The 20,604-nt window shown below is 63.2% G+C and carries 19 protein-coding genes; 8 read left to right on the forward strand and 11 right to left on the reverse strand.

The annotated features are described in order from the left end of the window. Positions 1-5: 5 nt before the first annotated feature. Positions 6-746, reverse strand: a complete 741-nt coding sequence (gene ompR, locus OGV19_RS22660) for an osmolarity response regulator transcription factor OmpR (protein WP_027595187.1) — start codon at positions 744-746, stop codon at positions 6-8. Positions 747-973: 227 nt separating this feature from the next. On the opposite strand from ompR, the gene OGV19_RS22665 reads away from it, so the two are divergent. The 4 genes from OGV19_RS22665 to OGV19_RS22680 all read left to right on the forward strand — a co-directional run bounded on the left by OGV19_RS22665 (position 974) and on the right by OGV19_RS22680 (position 6,044). After that, the gene (locus OGV19_RS22665) at positions 974-3,298 is read left to right on the forward strand and encodes a Tex family protein (protein WP_264310725.1); all 2,325 of its coding nucleotides are present in this window, start codon (positions 974-976) and stop codon (positions 3,296-3,298) included. Continuing rightward, positions 3,298-3,681 carry a PaaI family thioesterase gene (locus OGV19_RS22670; protein WP_264310726.1) on the forward strand — a complete coding sequence of 128 codons (384 nt, stop codon included), beginning with the start codon at positions 3,298-3,300 and terminating at the stop codon, positions 3,679-3,681. Before OGV19_RS22665 ends, OGV19_RS22670 begins: the two co-directional genes overlap by 1 nt. 153 nt (positions 3,682-3,834) lie before the next feature. Continuing rightward, positions 3,835-5,412, forward strand: coding sequence for a glutamate--cysteine ligase (gshA, locus tag OGV19_RS22675; protein ID WP_264310727.1), 1,578 nt, complete (start codon positions 3,835-3,837; stop codon positions 5,410-5,412). Further along, positions 5,412-6,044: a TetR/AcrR family transcriptional regulator gene (locus OGV19_RS22680; protein ID WP_264310728.1), complete on the forward strand. Its 633-nt coding sequence runs from the start codon at positions 5,412-5,414 to the stop codon at positions 6,042-6,044. The genes gshA and OGV19_RS22680 overlap by 1 nt, the downstream gene beginning before the upstream one ends. 123 nt (positions 6,045-6,167) lie before the next feature. On the opposite strand, the gene OGV19_RS22685 is transcribed toward OGV19_RS22680, so the two are convergent. The 8 genes from OGV19_RS22685 to OGV19_RS22720 form a co-directional block, all read right to left on the reverse strand. Next, positions 6,168-6,383 carry a TOBE domain-containing protein gene (locus tag OGV19_RS22685; RefSeq protein ID WP_027595183.1) on the reverse strand — a complete coding sequence of 72 codons (216 nt, stop codon included), beginning with the start codon at positions 6,381-6,383 and terminating at the stop codon, positions 6,168-6,170. A gap of 44 nt (positions 6,384-6,427) precedes the next feature. Next, the gene (ssuB, locus tag OGV19_RS22690; RefSeq protein ID WP_264310729.1) at positions 6,428-7,240 is read right to left on the reverse strand and encodes an aliphatic sulfonates ABC transporter ATP-binding protein; all 813 of its coding nucleotides are present in this window, start codon (positions 7,238-7,240) and stop codon (positions 6,428-6,430) included. Beyond that, on the reverse strand, positions 7,237-8,034 hold the full coding sequence (ssuC, locus tag OGV19_RS22695) for an aliphatic sulfonate ABC transporter permease SsuC (protein WP_264310730.1): 798 nt from the start codon (positions 8,032-8,034) through the stop codon (positions 7,237-7,239). Before ssuC ends, ssuB begins: the two co-directional genes overlap by 4 nt. A gap of 10 nt (positions 8,035-8,044) precedes the next feature. Then, positions 8,045-9,193, reverse strand: coding sequence for an FMNH2-dependent alkanesulfonate monooxygenase (ssuD, locus tag OGV19_RS22700; RefSeq protein WP_264310731.1), 1,149 nt, complete (start codon positions 9,191-9,193; stop codon positions 8,045-8,047). Between the two features lie 60 nt (positions 9,194-9,253). Then, a complete protein-coding gene (locus tag OGV19_RS22705; protein WP_264310732.1) occupies positions 9,254-10,219 on the reverse strand; it encodes a sulfonate ABC transporter substrate-binding protein in 966 nt (321 codons plus the stop codon). A gap of 94 nt (positions 10,220-10,313) precedes the next feature. After that, entirely contained in the window at positions 10,314-10,907 is a 594-nt protein-coding gene (ssuE, locus tag OGV19_RS22710; protein ID WP_264310733.1) for an NADPH-dependent FMN reductase, read from the reverse strand. Positions 10,908-11,191: 284 nt separating this feature from the next. Then, positions 11,192-11,830 carry a peroxiredoxin gene (locus tag OGV19_RS22715; RefSeq protein WP_264310734.1) on the reverse strand — a complete coding sequence of 213 codons (639 nt, stop codon included), beginning with the start codon at positions 11,828-11,830 and terminating at the stop codon, positions 11,192-11,194. A gap of 165 nt (positions 11,831-11,995) precedes the next feature. After that, positions 11,996-13,324 (reverse strand): OprD family porin, encoded by a 1,329-nt coding sequence (locus tag OGV19_RS22720; RefSeq protein WP_264310735.1) that lies wholly within the window; start codon positions 13,322-13,324, stop codon positions 11,996-11,998. 496 nt (positions 13,325-13,820) lie between these two features. Between OGV19_RS22720 and tauA the strand changes: the two genes are divergently transcribed. Genes tauA through tauD form a run of 4 tightly spaced genes read left to right on the forward strand, consistent with a single transcriptional unit; the run spans position 13,821 to position 17,309 of the window. Continuing rightward, positions 13,821-14,792, forward strand: coding sequence for a taurine ABC transporter substrate-binding protein (tauA, locus tag OGV19_RS22725; RefSeq protein WP_264310736.1), 972 nt, complete (start codon positions 13,821-13,823; stop codon positions 14,790-14,792). Positions 14,793-14,805: 13 nt separating this feature from the next. Continuing rightward, complete coding sequence (tauB, locus tag OGV19_RS22730; RefSeq protein WP_264310737.1) at positions 14,806-15,594, forward strand: taurine ABC transporter ATP-binding subunit; 789 nt, start codon at positions 14,806-14,808, stop codon at positions 15,592-15,594. Continuing rightward, complete coding sequence (gene tauC, locus OGV19_RS22735) at positions 15,591-16,430, forward strand: taurine ABC transporter permease TauC (protein ID WP_264310738.1); 840 nt, start codon at positions 15,591-15,593, stop codon at positions 16,428-16,430. The genes tauB and tauC overlap by 4 nt, the downstream gene beginning before the upstream one ends. A gap of 45 nt (positions 16,431-16,475) precedes the next feature. Beyond that, a complete protein-coding gene (gene tauD, locus OGV19_RS22740) occupies positions 16,476-17,309 on the forward strand; it encodes a taurine dioxygenase (RefSeq protein ID WP_264310739.1) in 834 nt (277 codons plus the stop codon). 131 nt (positions 17,310-17,440) lie between these two features. Here the strand turns inward: tauD and betT are convergent, their stop codons facing one another. Next, positions 17,441-19,402, reverse strand: a complete 1,962-nt coding sequence (gene betT, locus OGV19_RS22745) for a choline transporter BetT (RefSeq protein ID WP_264313990.1) — start codon at positions 19,400-19,402, stop codon at positions 17,441-17,443. Positions 19,403-19,658: 256 nt separating this feature from the next. Then, a complete protein-coding gene (epsC, locus tag OGV19_RS22750; RefSeq protein ID WP_264310740.1) occupies positions 19,659-20,591 on the reverse strand; it encodes a serine O-acetyltransferase EpsC in 933 nt (310 codons plus the stop codon). Between the last annotated feature and the right edge of the window lie 13 nt (positions 20,592-20,604).

A 20,604-nucleotide genomic window follows, 5' to 3' on the forward strand; every position in this document is an offset into this window, starting at 1 on the left:
CGGCATCATTTGCCGGCGTTTCCGTCCGGTACGAAGACGTAACCCACGCCCCAGACCGTCTGGATGTAACGTGGCTTGGATGGGTCCGGCTCGATCATGCGGCGCAGGCGCGAGATCTGCACGTCGATGGAACGCTCCAAAGCATCCCACTCACGGCCACGGGCCAGGTTCATCAGCTTGTCGCGGGTCAGCGGTTCACGCGCGTGCATGACCAGGGCCTTGAGCACGGCAAACTCACCGGTGGTGAGCATGTGCACTTCGTCGCCGCGCTTGAGTTCGCGGGTTGCCAGGGACAGCTCGTAATCACCGAAGGTGACCGACTCGTCCTCGCTGCCCGGGGCGCCAGGGACGCTCGGTGCCTGGCGGCGCAGCACGGCCTTGACCCGGGCCATCAGCTCGTCAGGGTTGAACGGCTTGCCCAGGTAGTCGTCAGCGCCCAGCTCCAGGCCCTTGATACGGCTGAGCTCGTCGCCCTTGGCGGTGAGCATGATGATCGGGATTTGGTTGTTCGACTGGCGCAGGCGCTTGCACGCGGACAGGCCGTCCTCGCCCGGCAGCATCAGGTCGAGCACGACCAGGTTGAACACCTCGCGCGACAGCAGGCGGTCCATCTGCTCGGTGTTGGGCACCGCGCGGGCACGGTAGCCCTTGCTGGTGAAGAAACGTTCCAGCAGGCTGCTCAGCCCCGGATCGTCGTCGACGATGAGAATCTTGTCACCTTCAGCGGTGTTTGCAGTGCCGGTCATGAATAACTCCTCTGGTATCGCCGCGCATTATGGCGTAGCCATTGCAACGCGTGCCGTGAGCATTGTTAGCAGATTTTTCCCCCGGCGCCAGTTCCGGGCCATTCAGGCTGGCTTGGCGCCATCACCGCAAGCCAGTCACGATGGGTATAATGCGCGGCTTTCATCCAGCGCCGTCGGGCTCCAGGCCCGCGCGCGGCCCCCGTATTCACAATTGTCAGGTGGTTTACATGGACAGCATCAACAGCCGTATCGCCGAGGAACTGGGCGTACGCCCACAACAGGTCGAAGCGGCCGTGGGCCTGTTGGACGAAGGCTCGACCGTGCCCTTCATCGCCCGCTACCGCAAGGAAGTGACCGGCAGCCTGGACGACACCCAACTGCGCCACCTGGAAGAGCGCCTGCGCTACCTGCGCGAACTCGACGAGCGCCGCGCCAGCATCCTGTCCAGCATTGAGGAACAGGGCAAACTGACCCCGGAACTGGCCCGCGAGATCAAGCTCGCCGACACCAAGACCCGCCTCGAAGACCTCTACCTGCCGTACAAGCAAAAGCGCCGCACCAAGGGCCAGATCGCCCTGGAAGCCGGCCTCGGCGAGCTGGCCGACGGCCTGTTCAACGACCCGCAGTTGACCCCGGAAACCGAAGCGGCACGCTTCGTCGATGCCGAAAAGGGCGTGGCCGATGTCAAGGCAGCGCTGGAAGGCGCGAAATACATCCTCATGGAGCGCTTCGCCGAAGACGCCGCCCTGCTCGACAAGCTGCGCAACTTCCTCAAGCAGGAGTCGGTACTCAGCGCCCGCGTGGTGGCCGGCAAGGAAGAGGAAGGCGCCAAGTTCCGCGACTACTTCGCCCATGACGAACTGCTGCGCAGCGCGCCGTCGCACCGTGCCCTGGCGATTTTCCGCGGGCGCAACGAAGGTATCCTGAGCGCATCGCTGAAGGTCGGTGAAGAACTGCCCGGCACCCTGCACCCGTGCGAAGTCATGATCGGTGGCCACTTCGGCCTGGAAAACCGCAGCCGCCCGGCCGACAAGTGGCTGGCCGAGGTGGTGCGCTGGACCTGGAAGGTCAAGCTGTACACCCACCTGGAAACCGACCTGTTCGGTGAGCTGCGCGACAACGCCGAGGGTGAGGCAATCAACGTCTTCGCCCACAACCTGCACGACCTGTTGCTGGCCGCCCCGGCCGGCCCGCGCGCCACTCTGGGCCTGGACCCTGGCCTGCGCACCGGCTGCAAGATCGCCGTGGTCGATGCCACCGGCAAACTGCTGGACACCGCCACCGTCTACCCGCACGCACCGCGCAACGACTGGGACCGCACGATCTCCGTGCTGGCCGCCCTGTGCGCCAAGCACTCGGTGGAGCTGGTTGCCATCGGCAACGGCACCGCCAGCCGCGAGAGCGACAAGCTGGTGGCCGAGCTGGTCAAGAAGTACCCAGCCCTGAAGGTCACCAAGGTGATGGTCTCCGAGGCCGGCGCTTCGGTGTACTCGGCCTCGGAGCTGGCCGCACGCGAATTCCCGGACCTGGATGTGTCGATCCGTGGCGCCGTGTCCATCGCCCGTCGCCTGCAGGACCCGCTGGCCGAGCTGGTGAAGATCGACCCGAAATCCATCGGCGTCGGCCAGTACCAGCATGACGTGTCCCAGCTCAAGCTGGCGCGTGGCCTGGACGCGGTGGTCGAGGACTGCGTGAACGCCGTGGGCGTGGACGTCAACACCGCCTCCGTGGCGCTGCTGACCCGTATCTCGGGCCTCAACGCGACACTCGCGCAGAACATCGTCGCGCACCGCGACGCCAATGGCCCGTTCGCCACCCGCGCGGCGCTGAAAAAGGTCAGCCGCCTCGGTGAAAAGACCTTCGAACAGGCCGCCGGCTTCCTCCGCGTCATGAACGGTGACAACCCGCTCGACGCCTCTGCCGTGCACCCTGAAGCCTACCCGCTGGTGCAGCGCATCGCGGCCGGCACCGACCGCGACATCCGCTCGCTGATCGGCGACAGCAGCTTCCTCAAGCGCCTCGACCCGAAAAAATTCACCGACGAGACCTTCGGCCTGCCGACCGTCACCGACATCCTCCAGGAACTGGACAAACCCGGCCGCGACCCACGCCCTGAGTTCAAGACCGCCACCTTCCAGGACGGCGTCGAAGACCTCAAGGACCTGGAGCCCGGCATGATCCTCGAAGGCGTGGTCACCAACGTCACCAACTTCGGTGCGTTCGTCGATATCGGCGTGCACCAGGACGGCCTGGTGCACATCTCGGCGCTGTCGGAAAAGTTCGTCAAAGACCCGCGCGAAGCGGTCAAGGCCGGCGACGTGGTCAAGGTCAAGGTCATGGAAGTGGACATCCCGCGCAAACGGGTCGGCCTGTCCATGCGCATGGGCGACACCCCAGGCGAGAAGGTCGAAGGCAACCGTGGCGGCGGCCGTGGCAACGGCGGCAACCGCCAGCAACAAGCGCCACGCCCGCGTGAAACCACTTCGGCGGCCCCGGCCAACAATGCCATGGCGTCGTTGTTCGCCAACGCCAAGCAGCTGAAGAAGAAGTGATGGACGTCCCCCGCGAATACGTCGAAAGCGCCTTCAGCCAGCTGCTTGGCTGCCGCCTGCAACGCCTGGACACAGGCGTTGCCGAGGTGGCCCTGGCGCTTGAGCCACAGTTGCGCAACCGTGGCCAGAAACTGCACGGCGGGGCGATCTTCAGCCTGGTGGACATCGCAATGGGCCTGGCCTGCTCGGCCAGCCATGGCTTCGACCAGCAAAGCGTGACCATCGAATGCAAGATCAACTACATGCGCGCCGTCAGTGACGGCGAGGTCGTGTGCACGGCCCGTGTGCTGCACGCCGGGCGGCGCACGTTGGTGGTCGACGCCGACGTAGTTCAAGGCGACAAACTGGTGGCCAAAGCGCAAGGAACCTTCGCGGTTCTCTAGCTCACCAAGCTGTATCTGCGGTATTTTCAGCAGTGCGCTGGCACTGCTGGAACCGCGTAAACCAGGCGACAACGCCAGTTCCTTTCTTCCTACCCTTGTAGACCGTTATCTCCACCCCCATATTGGGGCGACTGACGCGTGAAGGAATCCATCTTGAGCGACCTCCTCAACCGCCGCCTGAGCCTGCTCGGCGCAAATCTCCCCCTGCTCAAGCAGTGCCTGCACGGTATTGAGCGAGAATGCCTGCGCGTGACCGATGACGGTCGCCTGGCCCAGACCCCGCACCCTGAGGCCTTGGGTTCGGCGCTGACCAACGAGCAGATCACCACCGATTATTCCGAGTCGCTACTGGAGTTCATCACCCCGGCCCTGCCCGACCCGGCCAAGGTGCTCGAAAGCCTCGAACAGACCCACCGTTTCGTCTACAGCAAGCTGGGTGACGAATACCTGTGGAGCCCGTCGATGCCGTGCACGCTGCCGGCCGAGGAGGACATCCCGATCGCCGAGTACGGCAGCTCGAACATCGGCAAACTCAAGCACGTCTACCGCAAGGGCCTGGCCCTGCGCTACGGCCGCACCATGCAGTGCATCGCCGGTATCCATTACAACTTCTCGCTGCCCGAAGCCCTGTGGCCTCTGCTGCGCGAAGCCGAAGGCAGCACGCAAGACAACCGCGACTACCAGTCGTCGGCCTACATTGCCCTGATCCGCAACTTCCGTCGCTACAGCTGGCTGCTGATGTACCTGTTCGGCGCGTCGCCAGCGCTGGACAAAGGCTTCCTACGAGGCCGCCCGCACCAGCTCGAAGAGCTGGACGCCGAAACGTTGTTCCTGCCCTACGCCACCAGCCTGCGCATGAGCGACCTGGGTTACCAGAGCAACGCCCAGGCCGGCCTCACGCCTTGCTACAACAACCTGGCCAGCTACACCGACAGCCTGCGCAAGGCGGTGGGCACGCCCTACCCGCCCTACGTTGAAGTCGGCACGCACGTGGATGGCGAGTGGGTGCAGCTGAACACCAACATCCTGCAGATCGAGAACGAGTACTACTCGAACATCCGCCCCAAGCGTGTCACCTACACCGGCGAGCGGCCGATCCAGGCGTTGACGTCCCGCGGCGTGCAATACGTCGAAGTGCGCTGCCTGGACATCAACCCTTTCCTGCCGGTCGGGATCGACCTGCCCGAGGCGCGCTTCCTCGATGCGTTCCTGCTGTTCTGCGCACTCGAAGACAGCCCGCAGCTGGACAACGGCGAATGCGGCCAGTGCACCGACAACTTCCTGTCCGTGGTCAAGGAAGGCCGTCGCCCGGGCCTGGAGCTGCATCGTGATGGCCAGCCGATCTCCCTGAAGGATTGGGCCAGCGAGCTGATCGAACGTATCCGGCCGCTGGCCGACCTGCTCGACCAGGCGCAAGGCGGCGAAGCCCACGCCAAAGCCCTGGATGCCCAGCAGGCCAAGGTCGATGATGCCTCGCTGACCCCGTCGGCCCAGGTGCTGGCACGCATGACCGAGCACGACGAAACCTTCATCCAGTTCTCCCTGCGCCAAAGCCGGGTCCACGCCGAAACATTCCGCGAACAGCCGCTGAGCAACGAACAGCAACAGGCGTTCGAAACACTGGCCCGCGAATCGCTCGCCAAGCAGTCCGAGCTGGAACAGGAAGAGGTCGGCGACTTCGACCTGTTCGTCGGCGCCTACCAGGCCAGTATCCTGGCGATCAGCAACTGATGAGCCGCACCGCCTCCCCGCGCAAGCCGCGCGCCAGCAGCCAGGCCAGGATCGAGATGATCCTGGTGGCCGCGCGCGAGCTGCTTGCAGAGCTTGGGGTGGCGGGGTTGTCGATTTACAGCGTGGCCGAGCGGGCGCAGATACCGCCGTCGTCGGTGTACCACTTCTTCGCCAGCGTGCCGGCCTTGCTGGAGGCGTTGACCGCCGATGTGCACCGGGCGTTTCGCGAGGCACTGAGCGCACCGATCGACAGCAGCGCATTCGCCACCTGGCATGAGCTGTCGCGGCTGATCGAACAGCGCATGCTCGACATCTACAACGGGGATGCTGCGGCGCGTCAGTTGATTCTGGCCCAGCATGGTCTGAGCGAGGTGGTGCAGGCTGACCGGCAGCACGACATGGAGCTGGGCGACCTGATGCACAAGCTGTTCGACCAGCATTTTCATTTGCCGGTGATGCCGGCGGATGTGGATGTGTTTGCCCTGGCCATGGAGCTGAGCGACCGGGTGTATGCGCGGTCGGTGCAGTTGCATGAGCAGATTACGGCGCGCATGGCCGAAGAAGGCAAGCGGGTGTTCGAGGCGTATCTGGGGCTCTATTTGCCGCCGTTTTTGGCTAAGCGTTTGGGCTGAAATGAGTGGGGCCGCTTTGCGGCCCTTCGCGGGGCAAGCCCGCTCCCACATGGGAATTCGATCTCCTGTAGGAGCGGGCTTGCCCCGCGAAGGGCTGCAGAGCAGCCCCATTCAACACCAGCATCACAGCTTGGCAATGGACACTTCAGTCGACTTCACAAAGGCAATCACTTCACTGCCCACCTGCAGCTCCAGCTCACGCACGGAACGGGTGGTGATCACCGAGGTGACGACGCCGGAGGCGGTCTGTACGTCGATTTCCGACAGTACCGGGCCTTCGAGGATTTCTTTCACGGTGCCTTTGAACTGGTTGCGAACGTTGATGGCTTTGATAGTCATGGCTTGATTCCTTCTCTTTGGCTTCAGTCTGGTAAGTGAGTCGTTCAGTGCGCCCAACGCAGTTGCGTGGGCAAAGGGGCTACAGGATCCGGCTCGGGCGCAGTGCCCGGTGCCGACAGAACACGGTTGAGCACTTCGCTTTCCAACGCTGCCAAACGGTGCGAACCACGCGCCCTTGGCCGTGCCAGGTCAACAGTAAGGTCGAGCCCGACCTCGCCGTCTTCAATCAAGATCACCCGGTCAGCCACGGCAACCGCCTCGCTGACATCGTGGGTGACCAGCAACACGGTAAAACCGTGCTGACGCCAGAGGCGTTCAATAAGCTGCTGCATCTCGATACGAGTCAGCGCGTCCAGGGCACCCAGCGGCTCATCCAGCAGCAACAGGCGTGGCTGGTGGATCAGTGCCCGCGCCAGCGCTACGCGCTGCTTCTGGCCACCGGAGAGTGCCGCCGGCCATTCGTGGGCGCGGTCGGCAAGGCCGACCGCCTCCAGCGCGTCCAGCGCACGTGGGCGCCAGTCGCCCGACAGGCCCAGGCCGACGTTGTCGATCACCTTCTTCCAGGGCAGCAGGCGCGCGTCCTGGAACATCAGCCGCGTTTCTTCGCGGGCTTCGGCCAACGGTGCAGCACCCGCCAACAGCTCACCGGCGCTGGGTTGGTCGAGGCCGGCCAGCAAGCGCAGCAAGGTGCTCTTGCCGCAGCCACTGCGACCGACGATGGCGACAAACTGACCCGCCGGGATGTGCAGGTCGATGCCTTTGAGTACTTCACGCTGGCCAAAGGTCTTGCGCAGGCCGTTGGATGCCAGGGGGATGCCACGCAACAGGCGTGGCGGCTGTTCCTTGAGCACGGTCATGCGCCCTCCTTCTTGGCCACTTGGTAGGCTGGGTGCCAGCGCAGCCAAACACGTTCCAGGCCGCGAGCAGCGAGGTCGGCGAGCTTGCCAAGCACGGCGTACAGGACGATGGCCAATACCACCACGTCGGTCTGCAGGAACTCACGGGCGTTCATCGCCAGGTAACCGATACCGGCATTGGCCGAAATGGTTTCTGCAACGATCAGGGTCAGCCACATGAAGCCCAAGGCAAAGCGCACACCGACCAGGATCGAGGGCAATGCACCCGGCAGGATCACCTGACGGAACAGGCCGAAGCCGGACAAGCCATAGCTGCGCGCCATCTCCACCAGCGCTGGGTCAACGTTGCGGATACCGTGGTAGGTGTTGAGGTAGATCGGGAACAGCGTGCCCAGGGCGACCAAAAAGATCTTCGCCGACTCGTCGATGCCGAACCACAGGATTACCAGCGGAATCAGCGCCAGGTGCGGCACGTTGCGGATCATCTGCACCGAGCTGTCGAGCAGGCGTTCGCCCCAGTTCGACAGGCCGGTGATGAAGCCCAGCACCAGGCCGATGCTGCCGCCGATGACAAAACCAAGCCCGGCACGCCAGCCACTGATCGCCAGGTGGGTCCAGATCTCGCCACTGCGCACCAGTTCGACACCCGCGCTGACCACCGCGCTCGGCGCCGGCAGGATGCGGGTCGACAGCCAGCCCGCGCTGACGGCCAGCTGCCAGACTGCCAGCAGCAGTACCGGCAGTGCCCACGGCGCCAGGCGCTGGGTCAGGGTGGAAGAAGTTGCACGACTCATGGCCCGGCCCTCAGCTCTGCGACACGGACTTGGGCAGGATGTCGTTGGCCACCATCTCGCCGAACGGGCTCACGTAGCCGCCGGTTTTCGGCTGCTCCGGGCGCTGTACGTCGAGGTGCGGGAACAACAGTTCAGCCACGCGGTAGGACTCTTCCAGGTGTGGATAACCCGAGAAGATGAAGGTATCGATACCCAGCTCGGCGTATTCCTTGACCCGGGCTGCCACGGTCGGGCCATCGCCGACCAGCGCGGTACCGGCGCCGCCACGTACCAGGCCGACACCCGCCCACAGGTTGGGGCTGACCTCCAGGTTGTCGCGGTTACCGCCATGCAGGGCAGCCATGCGCTGCTGGCCCACCGAGTCGAAACGCGCCAGCGAGGCTTGGGCACGGGCGATGGTCTCATCGTCCAGGTGCGAGATCAGGCGGTCAGCGGCGGCCCAGGCTTCTTCGTTGGTTTCACGCACGATCACGTGCAGGCGGATACCGAAGCGCACTTCGCGGCCTTGTGCGGCAGCTTTTTCGCGCACCTGGGCAATTTTTTCGGCAACGGCGGCAGGTGGCTCACCCCAGGTCAGGTACAGCTCGACCTGCTCGGCAGCCAGGTCCTGGGCGGCTTCGGACGAACCCCCGAAGTACAGCGGCGGACGCGGTTGCTGAATCGGCGGATAGAGCAGCTTGGCGCCTTTCACCTGAATGTGCTTGCCATCGTAATCGACGTTTTCGCCTTCCAGCACTTTGCGCCAGATACGGGTGAACTCGACCGAGGCTTCGTAGCGCTCTTCGTGGCTCAGGTGCAGGCCGTCACCGGCCAGTTCGTCCGGGTCGCCGCCGGTTACCAGGTTGAACAGCGCACGGCCGTTGGACAGGCGGTCCAGGGTCGCGGCCTGGCGCGCCGCCACGGTCGGCGAAATGATGCCGGGGCGCAGGGCAACCAGGAATTTCAGATGCTGGGTCACGGGGATCAGCGACGCGGCCACCAGCCAGGAATCCTCGCAGGAACGCCCGGTCGGGATCAGCACGCCGCCAAAACCCAGGCGGTCGGCAGCCTGGGCAATCTGCTGCAGGTAGCCGTGATCGACCGCACGGGCGCCATCGGACGTGCCCAGGTACTTGCCGTCACCGTGAGTGGGAAGAAACCAGAAAATATTAAGGCTCATTGGAGTTGTCTCCTCAAGGGTGGCTCAAGCCGGAGCGGCGCCCCGGCGCAGGCAAATCAATCAAGGCGCACTGGCGACCTTGGCCGGGGGTGTCCAGATCACGTCCTTGATGCTCAGCGGCTTGGGGATAAGCTTCAGCGCCTGGAACGTGTCGGCGATCTTCTGTTGCGCGGCCACCACCTCGGGGGTGAGCGGCGCGGCCCCGTAGCCTTGGCGCTTGACCGAGGTCAGGGTGATGTCGGCAGGCAGCCCCAGCAGTGGCGCGACCTGATCGGTGACCTCCTGCGGGTTGGCCTGGGACCATTCGCCCACGGCGCGCACTTCCTCGATCAAGGTGCTGATCACGGCAGGGTGCTGGGTGGCATAGTCACGGGTGGCGAGGTAGAACTGATGGTTGTCGACCAGGCCTTTACCGTCACGCAGGGTGCGCGCCTGCAGCTGCTTCTCGGCGGCGGCCTGGTACGGGTCCCAGATAACCCAGGCATCGACGCTGCCACGCTCGAATGCAGCGCGGGCATCGGCCGGCGGCAGGTAGACCGGTTGAATGTCGCTGTACTTGAGGCCTGCATCTTCCAGGGCACGCACCAGTAGGTAGTGGACGTTGGAGCCTTTGTTGAGGACGACTTTCTTGCCTTTGAGGTCTTTTACCGACTGGATCGACGAGCCCTTCGGCACCAGGATCGCTTCGCTGTGCGGCGCAGGCGGCTCGTAGGCGACGTAGAGCAGGTCGGCACCGGCGGCCTGGGCGAACACGGGTGGCGTTTCGCCGGTGACGCCGAAGTCGATAGAGCCAACGTTCAGCCCTTCCAGCAGCTGCGGGCCACCGGGGAACTCGGTCCATTGCACTTGCACGCCTTGCTCGGCCAAGCGCTTTTCCAGCGTGCCCTTGGCCTTGAGCAGCACCAGGGTGCCGTATTTCTGGTAACCGATACGCAGGCTCTCGGCCTGGGCTTGGGTGATGGCGCCGAAGGACACAGCCGCCGCAAACAGGGCGACCAGACCACGACGCAAGAAGACTGTGCGCATGGCGCTCTCCTGTGCGAATAGGGTTCGGGTTGCACCTGCTTGCCTCGTTGACGGGCGAGTAAGGTGAATGACGCGGTAAAGCCGTTGAACCGGGTCAGATGCTCCAGCGGGCACTGATCAGGCGTTCGTTGAGTACGCCGGGGGCCACGGGCCGTGGCCGACGGGCCAGGGCAACGTGGAAGGTTTCCAGCGAGTCCTGCAGGCGCTCATCCAGAGCGGGTGCCAGCTGCGCCGCCTTGGCGCCTTCTGCGTAGGCGACCTGGCTGTCGTCGGCGAAGATCCCTTGCAGGGTCTCTTGCGCCTTGAGTGCAGACAGCACCGGTTTTAACGCGTAATCCACCGCCAGCATGTGGGCGATGCTGCCGCCGGTAGCGATTGGCAGCACGATCTTGTGCTCCAGGGCGCGTTCGGGCAGCAGGTCGAGCAAAGTCTTCAGTGCACCGGCGAACGATGCCTTGTACACCGGGGTGGCGACGATCAGGCCGTCGGCCTGGGCTACCAGTTGCTGGAAGTGCTGCACCTGCGGGCTGTCGAAGCGCGCATGGAGCAGGTCCTCGGCGGCGAAGTCACGCACCTGGAAGGTCACCACTTCGACGCCACGGTTTTGCAGCCACTGGCGCGAGCGCTCGAGCAGCACGCCGGAGCGTGAACGGGTACCAGGGCTACCACCGATTGAGACGACCAACATTGGAGCGCTTCCTTGTGTTCTGTTGGGGTGACATTAACAGGCCGTATATATATCTAGAAATCATATTTTTTCATTTGTTTATTCCATTTTTGATCATTACGTTTTCCGCCCATTCGCGGGCAAGCCCGCTCCCACAATGACCGCACTGGGCATGAGGGTAGCGCTGTGCCTGTGGGAGCGGGCTTGCCCGCGAAGCGTCCAACGCCGAATTGCAGGCATAAAAAAGGGCCGTCGAAACGGCCCGAAATCCCTGCTATGGCTAAGAGCAATGCAACGAGGATCCTTTAACGATTAGGTTGCGGCGTCAGGCGCAGATAAGGCTTAACTGCCCGATACCCTTTGGGGAAACGCTGCTTGATCTCCTCCTCGTCTTTGAGCGAAGGCACGATCACCACGTCGTCACCGTCTTGCCAGTTACCTGGCGTGGCGACCTTGTAGTTGTCGGTCAGCTGCAGCGAATCGATCACCCGCAGGATCTCGTTGAAGTTGCGCCCGGTACTGGCCGGATAGGTAATGGTCAGGCGCACCTTCTTGTTTGGGTCGATGACGAACAGCGAGCGCACGGTCAGGGTGTCGTTCGCGTTCGGGTGGATCAGGTCGTACAGATCGGAGACCTTGCGGTCAGCGTCGGCGATAATCGGGAAGTTGACCACGGTGTTCTGGGTCTCGTTGATGTCATCGATCCACTTGTGGTGCGAGTCGACCGGGTCCACCGACAGCGCGATGGCCTTGACCCCACGCTGGGTGAAGTCGTCCTTGAGCTTGGCGGTCAGGCCCAGTTCGGTGGTGCACACAGGGGTGAAGTCGGCCGGGTGAGAAAACAGCACACCCCAACTGTTGCCGAGCCACTCGTGGAAGCGGATCTTGCCTTCACTGGAATCCTGTTCGAAGTCGGGGGCGATGTCGCCGAGTTTGAGACTCATGGGGTGCGGCTCCTGTGCTGTGTTCTGGCCTTGTTGGGTTCAATGTGCCTGCATTCAGTTAAAAACAAAAAGAATAAATACTGATTTATTTATAACCTTAGAGCATACCTAATCGCACACACAAAAAAGCCTCGCACTAGGCGAGGCTTCTGGTTCAGCTACGGCTTACAGGAAGTTGTAAGTGTAGTTGAAGATCAGACGGGTCTGATCCTGGTCAGCCAGCGAGCTGGTGCCAGTGCCACGGTAGACACCGTGACGCAGGCTGGCGCCCAGGCCCTTGAAGGTGCCTTCCTGGATAACGTAGTCAACGCGGGCGTCACGTTCCCATTCGCTGAAGGTACCGTTGCCGTTGGCGTTCTTGCCGTCTTCACCTTTCAGGTAGGAGACCGAAGCTTTCAGGCCAGGTACGCCCAGACGCGCGAAGTCATACGAGTACTGACCGAAGGTGGTGTTCTCACCGGCCTTGGCGAACTGGTTGATCATGCTGTCGGTGAACAGGTAGAAGCTGGAGCCACCGGCGCCTTCGTTGCGGCCATTGCCATCAACGACGCTGCCCTGGTTGAGCCAGACGAAACCACCGTCATCGTTGACGCGCTGGTGACCGAGCATCAGCGCATGGCCACCCAGGGTGTAGGTGAACATGGCGGTCCAGGTCTTGTTGTCGACCTCGCCAGCGTTCTTGGCATAACCGCCGTTGTTGTTGAAGCGGTAGCCGGCTTCACCGTTCTTGCCGTCGCTGCTGCTGTCGAAGTAGCGCAGGTCGGTCTTGAACGACTGGTCGTCAGCGATCTTGAACACGTGAGTCGCGCCCAGGAAGTGCTGCTTGTAGAAGTCTTCCAGGTTCGAGTAGTAGTACTGCAGGGTCAGGTCTGGCGTGAGCTTGTAGTCCAGGCCGCCGTAGCGGAACTTGTTGCTGTCCTGGCTAGCGCCCGCCACGGACAGGCCGGTACGGTTGCTCGAAGCACGGCCCATGGCGTGGGTCAGCTGACCGGCGTTGACGGTCAGGTTGTCGATTTCCTTCGACTGGATGGTGCCACCCTCGAAGGTCTGCGGCAGCAGACGACCATCGTTGGCCACCAGGATCGGCAGGTTCGGCGCCAGGGCGCTACCGTAGTGAACCTCGGTCTTGGAGAAGCGAGCCTTGGCGTTACCGCCCACGCGGGCCCACTGGCTCACTGCAGAGCCGTCGGTATCGCTTGGGAAGAAGCTGCTGTTGTCAGGGTGCTTGCCGCGGCCGCCATCCAGGTGAATACCCCACAGGGCCTGGACATCGACGCCGAAACCAACGGTGCCTTCGGTGAAACCGGACAGGTAGTCGAGCTTGAAGCCCTGGCCAGACTCGCGGTTGTCAGCGCCGCCGTCACGGTTGTCGTTGTTGAAGTACATGGTGCGCGAGCTGAGCGACAGTTTGCTGTCTTCAACGAAACCGGCAGCGCCTGCTTGTTGGGCGAGAACCCCCAGTGCCACGGCCAGAGCCAGGCTGGACTTGTACATGTTTTGCTCCTCTACGTTCTAATTCTTGTGTATCTCTGGCGGCGAAGTCTGCTGCCTCGCTCACCGTGGATTGGCGATTTAGTCCCAAAGCGTGACCATGAAGTCAATCGTTTCTAAACGTTTCGCGACTTTGGTCTAAGGCCACCTGCGCTACAGGATAATGACAATCCTATAAATCCAAAATGACCGTTTTATGAATTCGTAAGATTTTTCCGGAATATGTTAGGAACCTTTACTGCCATTTGTTGTAGACAGCACCACCACTCATAACTTTCGGCTATTTGCAAACGTTTGCTCATAACCTAATTCCATCCCGTTCTATGGGGACGAAAAAGCCTAGCAGCCGTCTCGGATTTCGCCATTGAGCGAAATCGGCCCAGCAGGCTTAAAGCATTTGGCTCCTAAGCTAATTCTAAAAAGTTATTTATTTTCGATTTCTTAGATCATCTAGTCTTCTTGCCATCCATCACATCGATTGCCTGACGAGAGGTTCACCATGATCCCGCACGCTCCGCTGCGCCTGTTCGCCGCCCTGACTCTCGCCAGCACCAGCTGGTTGGCCCAGGCTGCCGACCTGACCGTGGCCTACCAGACCACCGTTGACCCAGCCAAAGTGGCCCAGGTCGATGGCGATTACGAGAAAGCCAGCAAGGCCAGCATCGACTGGCGCAAATTCGACAACGGCGCCGATGTGATCACCGCCGTGGCCAGCGGCGACGTGCAAATCGGCTACCTCGGCTCCAGCCCGCTGGCCGCCGCGGCTACCCGCAAGCTGCCGGTCGAGACCTTCCTGATCGCCACCCAGATCGGTGCTGGCGAAGCACTGGTGGCGCGCGACAGCATCAAGACCCCGCAAGACCTGATCGGCAAGAAGGTTGCGGTGCCCTTTGTCTCCACCGGCCATTACAGCCTGCTGGCAGCGCTCAAGGCCTGGAACATCGACCCGTCCAAGGTGCAGATCCTCAACCTCGCGCCACCGGCCATCATTGCTGCCTGGAAGCGCGGTGACATCGACGCCACCTACGTCTGGGACCCCGCCCTGGGCGTGGCCAAGGAAAACGGCAAAGTGCTGATCACCTCCGGTGAGCTGGCCGAGAAAGGCGCACCCACCTTCGACGCCTGGATCGTGCGCAAGGACTTCGCCGACAAGCACCCTGAGGTGGTCAAGGCCTTCGCCAAGGTCACCCTCGACGCCTACGCCGATTACCGCAAAGACCCGAAAGCCTGGCTGGCCAACAAGGACAACGTGGCCAAGCTGGTCAAGCTGTCCGGCGCCAAGGCCAGCGATATCCCGGTACTGCTGGAAGGCAACGTCTACCCATTGGCCGCAGACCAGGCCAACGCCCTGGGTGCACCGACCACTCAAGCGCTGACCGACACAGCCACCTTCCTCAAGCAGCAAGGCAAGGTTGACGCAGTGCTGCCGGACTACTCGCCGTACGTCAGCGCCAAGTTCCTGCCCAACTGATCCGGAGCCCGTCATGGCCTTGCTTGAACTGGAGCGCATCAGCGCACAGTACCCCGGCGCCAGCACCCCGGTGCTGGCCGACATCAACCTGAGCCTCGGGCCACGCCAGCTGCTGGTGGCCCTGGGCCCCTCGGGCAGCGGCAAGACCTCGCTGCTCAACCTGATCGCCGGCTTCGTCAGCCCCAGCGGTGGGCGCATCACCCTTGACGGCGTACCGGTCAAAGGCCCAGGCGCCGAGCGTGGCGTGGTGTTCCAGGACGATGCGCTGCTGCCCTGGCAGAACGTGCTGGGCAACGTTGCCTTCGGCCTTGAGCTGGCTGGCGTGCCGCGCGCCCAGCGTGAGGCCAAGGCCCGCGAGATGCTGGCCCTGGTCGACCTGGAAGGGTTTGCCGAGCGGCGTATCTGGCAATTGTCTGGCGGCCAGAAGCAACGCGTTGGCCTGGCCCGCGCGCTGGCAGCCGACCCACGGGTACTGCTGATGGACGAACCGTTCGGCGCGCTCGACGCGTTCACCCGCGAGCAGATGCAGGAGCTGCTGCTGCAGGTCTGGCAGCGCACCGCAAAACCGGTATTCCTGATTACCCACGACATCGAAGAAGCCGTGTTCCTCGCCAGCGAGCTGGTGCTGCTGGCGCCCAACCCGGGCCGTGTGGTCGAACGCCTGCAACTGGACTTCGGCCAGCGCTATGCCGCTGGCGAGCCGGCCCGGGCAATCAAGTCCGACCCACGCTTCATCGAAACCCGCGAGCATGTGCTGGCGCGGGTCTTCTCCCAACGCCAAAGCCTGCAGGAGCGCGCATGAGCAGCCTGGATCTGCCGGTCACCGGCAAACGCGACGCCCCCACCCGGCCTGCTGAAAAGCCACGCCGTCAGCTGTCCACCCGTTGGATCAGCACCCTGACCTTGGCCAGCCTGCTGCTGGTCTGGTGGCTGGTGACTGCGGCCGGTTGGATCGAGCCCCTGTTTCTACCGGCACCCGGCGATATCCTGGCCAGGGCCTGGACCCTGCTGACCCAGGGCTACATGGATGCCAGCCTGTGGCAGCACCTGGGCGCAAGCCTGGGCCGCATCGGCCTGGCACTGGTCGCCGCGACCCTGACCGCCATCCCGGTCGGCATCGCCATCGGTTACAACCGCGTGGCGCGGGGCATTCTCGACCCGCTGATCGAGTTCTACCGCCCGATTCCGCCGCTGGCTTATCTGCCGCTTATCGTCATCTGGTGCGGCATCGGCGAGCTGTCGAAAGTGTTGCTGATCTACCTGGCGATCTTCGCCCCGATCGCCATCGCCACCGCCACCGGCGTACGCACCGTCGACCCGGCCAAACTGCGCGCCGCGCAATCGCTGGGCGCCACCAAGGCGCAGCTGATCCGCCACGTGATCCTGCCCAGCGCCCTGCCCGACATCCTCACCGGCATCCGCATCGGCCTGGGCGTCGGCTGGTCGACCCTGGTGGCAGCAGAACTGATCGCCGCCACCAGCGGCCTGGGCTTCATGGTGCAATCGGCGGCGCAGTTTCTGGTCACTGATGTGGTGGTGCTGGGCATCCTGCTGATTGCCCTGATTGCCTTCGCGTTGGAGATGAGCCTGCGCGCGCTGCAACGCAAGCTGGTGCCCTGGCACGGGCAAAGCCACTGACCACGCCGGCATTTCGGCGCCTAGAACAAACAGATCGAGACCGACATGAGCCTGACCATCACCCCTCTCAGCCCGGCGCTCGGCGCCCAGATCAGCGGCGTGGACATCAGCCGCGACATCACCGCCGAGCAGCGCGATGCCATCGAGCAGGCGCTGCTCAAGCACCAGGTGCTGTTTTTCCGCGATCAACCGATCAACCCGGAGCAGCAAGCCCGCTTCGCTGCCCGCTTTGGCGACCTGCACATCCACCCGATCTACCCCAACGTGCCGGAAACTCCAGAGGTACTGGTGCTCGATACGGCGGTCACCGATGTGCGCGATAACGCTGTATGGCACACCGACGTGACCTTCCTGCCAACCCCGGCCCTGGGCGCTGTGCTCAGCGCCAAGCAGCTGCCGGCGTATGGCGGCGACACCCTGTGGGCCAGTGGCATTGCCGCCCTTGAAGCCTTGTCGGCGCCCCTGCGCGAGATGCTCGACGGGCTGACCGCGACCCATGACTTCACCAAGTCGTTCCCGCTGGAGCGGTTTGGCACTACCCCGGAAGACCTGGCGCGCTGGGAGGCGACCCGACGCAACAACCCGCCACTGTCGCACCCGGTGATCCGCACGCACCCGGTCAGCGGGCGCAAGGCACTGTTCGTCAATGAGGGGTTCACCACGCGCATCAACGAATTGAACGAGTATGAGAGCGAAGCATTGCTCAAGCTGCTGTTCGCCCATGCGACCCGGCCTGAGTTCAGCATTCGCTGGCGGTGGCAGGAGAATGATGTGGCGTTCTGGGACAACCGCGTGACCCAGCATTTTGCGGTGGATGATTACCGGCCGAATCGGCGGGTGATGCACCGGGCGACGATCCTTGGGGATGCGCCGTTCTAGTGATTCTGGAGCCTGTACTAGCACTTCGCGGGGCAAGCCCGCTCCCACAGAGACCGCACAGTGCCTGAAGGCAGCGGGGTACTTGTGGGCGCGGGCTTGCCCCGCGAAGAAGCCAGTACAGGAATCGACGGCTAGCGGACCAGATGCAAGTACTGCATATGCCGCTCGTACTGGTCGAGGATGTCGTTGATGATCTGCTCCTTGCTATAGCCCACCAGGTCATAGTTCTGGCTGCCCTCGCTCAGGTGCACCTCCGCCCGGTAATAGCGACGGTTCTTCAGCTCCTGAGCACCCAGCCCACCCAGCGCAAACGACGGCGTGAAGTACCCGCGCATCTGCACCTGATAAATGAACGGCTGTTCTTCACCATGGCCGATCTTCAGGCTGACGTTGTCATGGCTCGGGTCGTCCTGGGTAATCAGCACCAGGCCCTTCTGCTCGAACACCTCACGCACATCGGCAATCGCCGGGCGCACCACGTCGTCCATGAAGCGGTACACCTCATCGCGTGACGGGAAGTGCACGGCCTGGCTCAGGCGTTGGCGCCAGCCACCACGCCCACGGCGTGACTGGGCGAACGGGGCCAGCGAATGCATCTGCGCGATCTGCCGCTGGGACTCCAGGTAGAACGCCTTGTGCAGCCCCCACATCATGCACAGCAAGATCAGCGAGAACGGCAACGAGGTCAGCACCACCGCCGACTTCAACGAATCGATACTGCCGGCGAACAGCAAGGCACTGGTGATCAGCGCGGTCATCGCGCCCCAGAAGATCCGCAGCCAGTTAGGCCCGTCTTCATCCGGGTCGCCACCCTTGGCCGACAAGGTCGACAGCACCACGGTGCCCGAGTCGGCCGAAGTGACAAAGAACACGAAGCTGATGAACACCGTGGTCGCGATCACCGCCTTGCTCCAGGGGTACGTCTCCAGCAGCAGGTACAGGCTCATCGACGGGTTATCCAGCGCCGACTGGCCAAGCGCGGTCATGCCATGGTTGATGACCTGGTCCAGGGCGCTGTTGCCGAAGATCGACATCCACGCCAGGGTGAAGCCCAGCGGAATCAGCAACACACCAAAGACGAACTCGCGGATGGTGCGCCCACGCGAAATACGCGCAATGAACAAGCCCACGAAAGGCGCCCAGGCAATCCACCAGGCCCAGTAGAACACCGTCCAGCCGCCCAGCCAGTCGCGGTTGTCGCCATAGGCATAGACGTCGAAACTCTTGCGGGGCAAAGCGCCGAGGTAATCACCCAGGTTCTGGATAAGCGTGTTGAACAGGTGCTGGGTAGGGCCGGCGAACAGCACGAACAGCAACAGCGCGCAGGCCAGGAACAGGTTGATGTCGCTCATCACCCGCACGCCCTTCTCCACCCCCGCAACCGCCACGGCCACCGCCGCGCCCATCATCAGGGTGATCAGCGCGACCTGTACCCACTGGCTGTGGCTGATGCCGAACAGGTAGTCCAGGCCGGCGTTCAGGTGCAACACGCCAAAGCCCATGTCGGCACCCAGGCCAAACACCGTGGCGATGATGCCGAAGCCGTCCACTGCGTAGCCGATCGGCCCGTTGATGCGCTTGCCGATCAGCGGGTACAACGCCGAGCGCAGGGCCAGTGGCAGGTTATGCCGGTAGGCAAAGTAGGCCAGCGCCATACCGACGAAGGCAAACACACCCCAGCCGTGCAGGCCCCAGTGCAGGAACAGGATCTGCATCGCCTGGCGCCCGGCCTCTGCCGTGCCTGCTTCGCCCTGGGGCGGCTGCAGCATGTGGGTCAGCGGTTCGGACACGCAGAAGAAGAACAGCGTGATGCTGATACCGGCGGCAAACAGCATGCCGGCCCAGGACAGGTAGCTGAACTCGGGTTCGTCGTGGTCGGCACCGAGCTTGATCTTGCCGTAGCCGGACAAGGCGGTGACCACCACGAAGACCAGGTACAGCGTCATCGCCAGCATGTAGTACCAGCCGACCGTGTTGGCCGCCCAGTTCTGCGCCGCCAGCAACCAGTCGCCTGCGGTTTGCGGATTGCTGATGACTATCAGGCCAAAGATAAGGATGAAACTCGCCGCGAAATAGAACACCGGAGGGTTCATGCGCATCTTGCCATTGGCAAGGGAGGGGGTCGGTGCACTCATCGAGCATGCACCTCGTCAAGTGACGTGAGGTTCGAAATGAACGGGTTCAGCAAAGGAATCCTCCTGTTGAACACCGGCAGCGGACCAGCGTTTTTTCATTGAACAAGCGTTCAAGTTAAACATGAATCGGGATTTGATGCGAACCGGGGTGCTGATTGGTGCATGCCTTTGCCGGCCCTTTCGCGGGGCCAGCAAAGGCAGTAGATAGCTTAGGTCAGTTCTTGTCCTGGCAATCCAGCTGCAGGTTCGCCTGGGTAATGTTGCTCTCGGCCGGCACACTGCGGGTAAGCCACACATTACCGCCAATGGTCGAGCCCTTGCCGATGGTAATGCGCCCCAGGATCGTCGCCCCCGCATAGATCACCACATCGTCCTCGACGATGGGGTGGCGCGGCAGGCCTTTGTGCAGTGTCCCCGACTCATCGCTGGGGAAGCGCTTGGCGCCCAGGGTCACCGCCTGGTAGATACGCACCCGCTCGCCGATGATCGCGGTCTCGCCGATCACCACACCAGTACCGTGGTCGATGAAGAAGCTCGGGCCGATCTGCGCGCCGGGGTGGATGTCGATACCGGTGGCCGAATGCGCCAGCTCCGAACTGATACGCGCCAACAGCGGCAAACCTGCCTGGTACAGGTGGTGCGCCAGGCGGTGATGGATGATGGCCAGGATGCCTGGGTAGCACAGCAGCACCTCATCGACACTGCGCGCCGCCGGGTCGCCGTGGTAGGCGGCCAGCACGTCGGTGTCGAGCAACACGCGCAAGTTGGGCAGCGCTGCGGCAAAATCCTGGATCAGGCGCAGGGCCTGGGCATCCACCGCGGCCAGGTCGCCCTGGCTCTGCCGGGCGGCGTAGCGCAGCTCCAGGCGAGCCTGAGCCAACAACGCGGTCAAGGCCGCATCCAGGGTGTGGCCTACATAAAAATCCTCGCTCTCTTCGCGCAGGTCGACCGGCCCCAGGCGCATCGGGAACAGCGCCCCGCACAACTGCTCGAGGACTTGGCGAATGGCCTCGCGAGAGGGCAGTTCGCGCCCGCCCTGCTCGCCAATGCTGCGGCCATTGCGACTGCGCCACTGCTCACGGGCGCTGCGCAAACCACTGACAATGCTGTGCAACTGCCAATGCGCGGATGTGGGGTGTTCGCTCACGGTGTTCTCCTGC

This window comes from Pseudomonas putida (genome assembly GCF_025905425.1).
Lineage (GTDB): Bacteria > Pseudomonadota > Gammaproteobacteria > Pseudomonadales > Pseudomonadaceae > Aquipseudomonas > Aquipseudomonas putida_AF.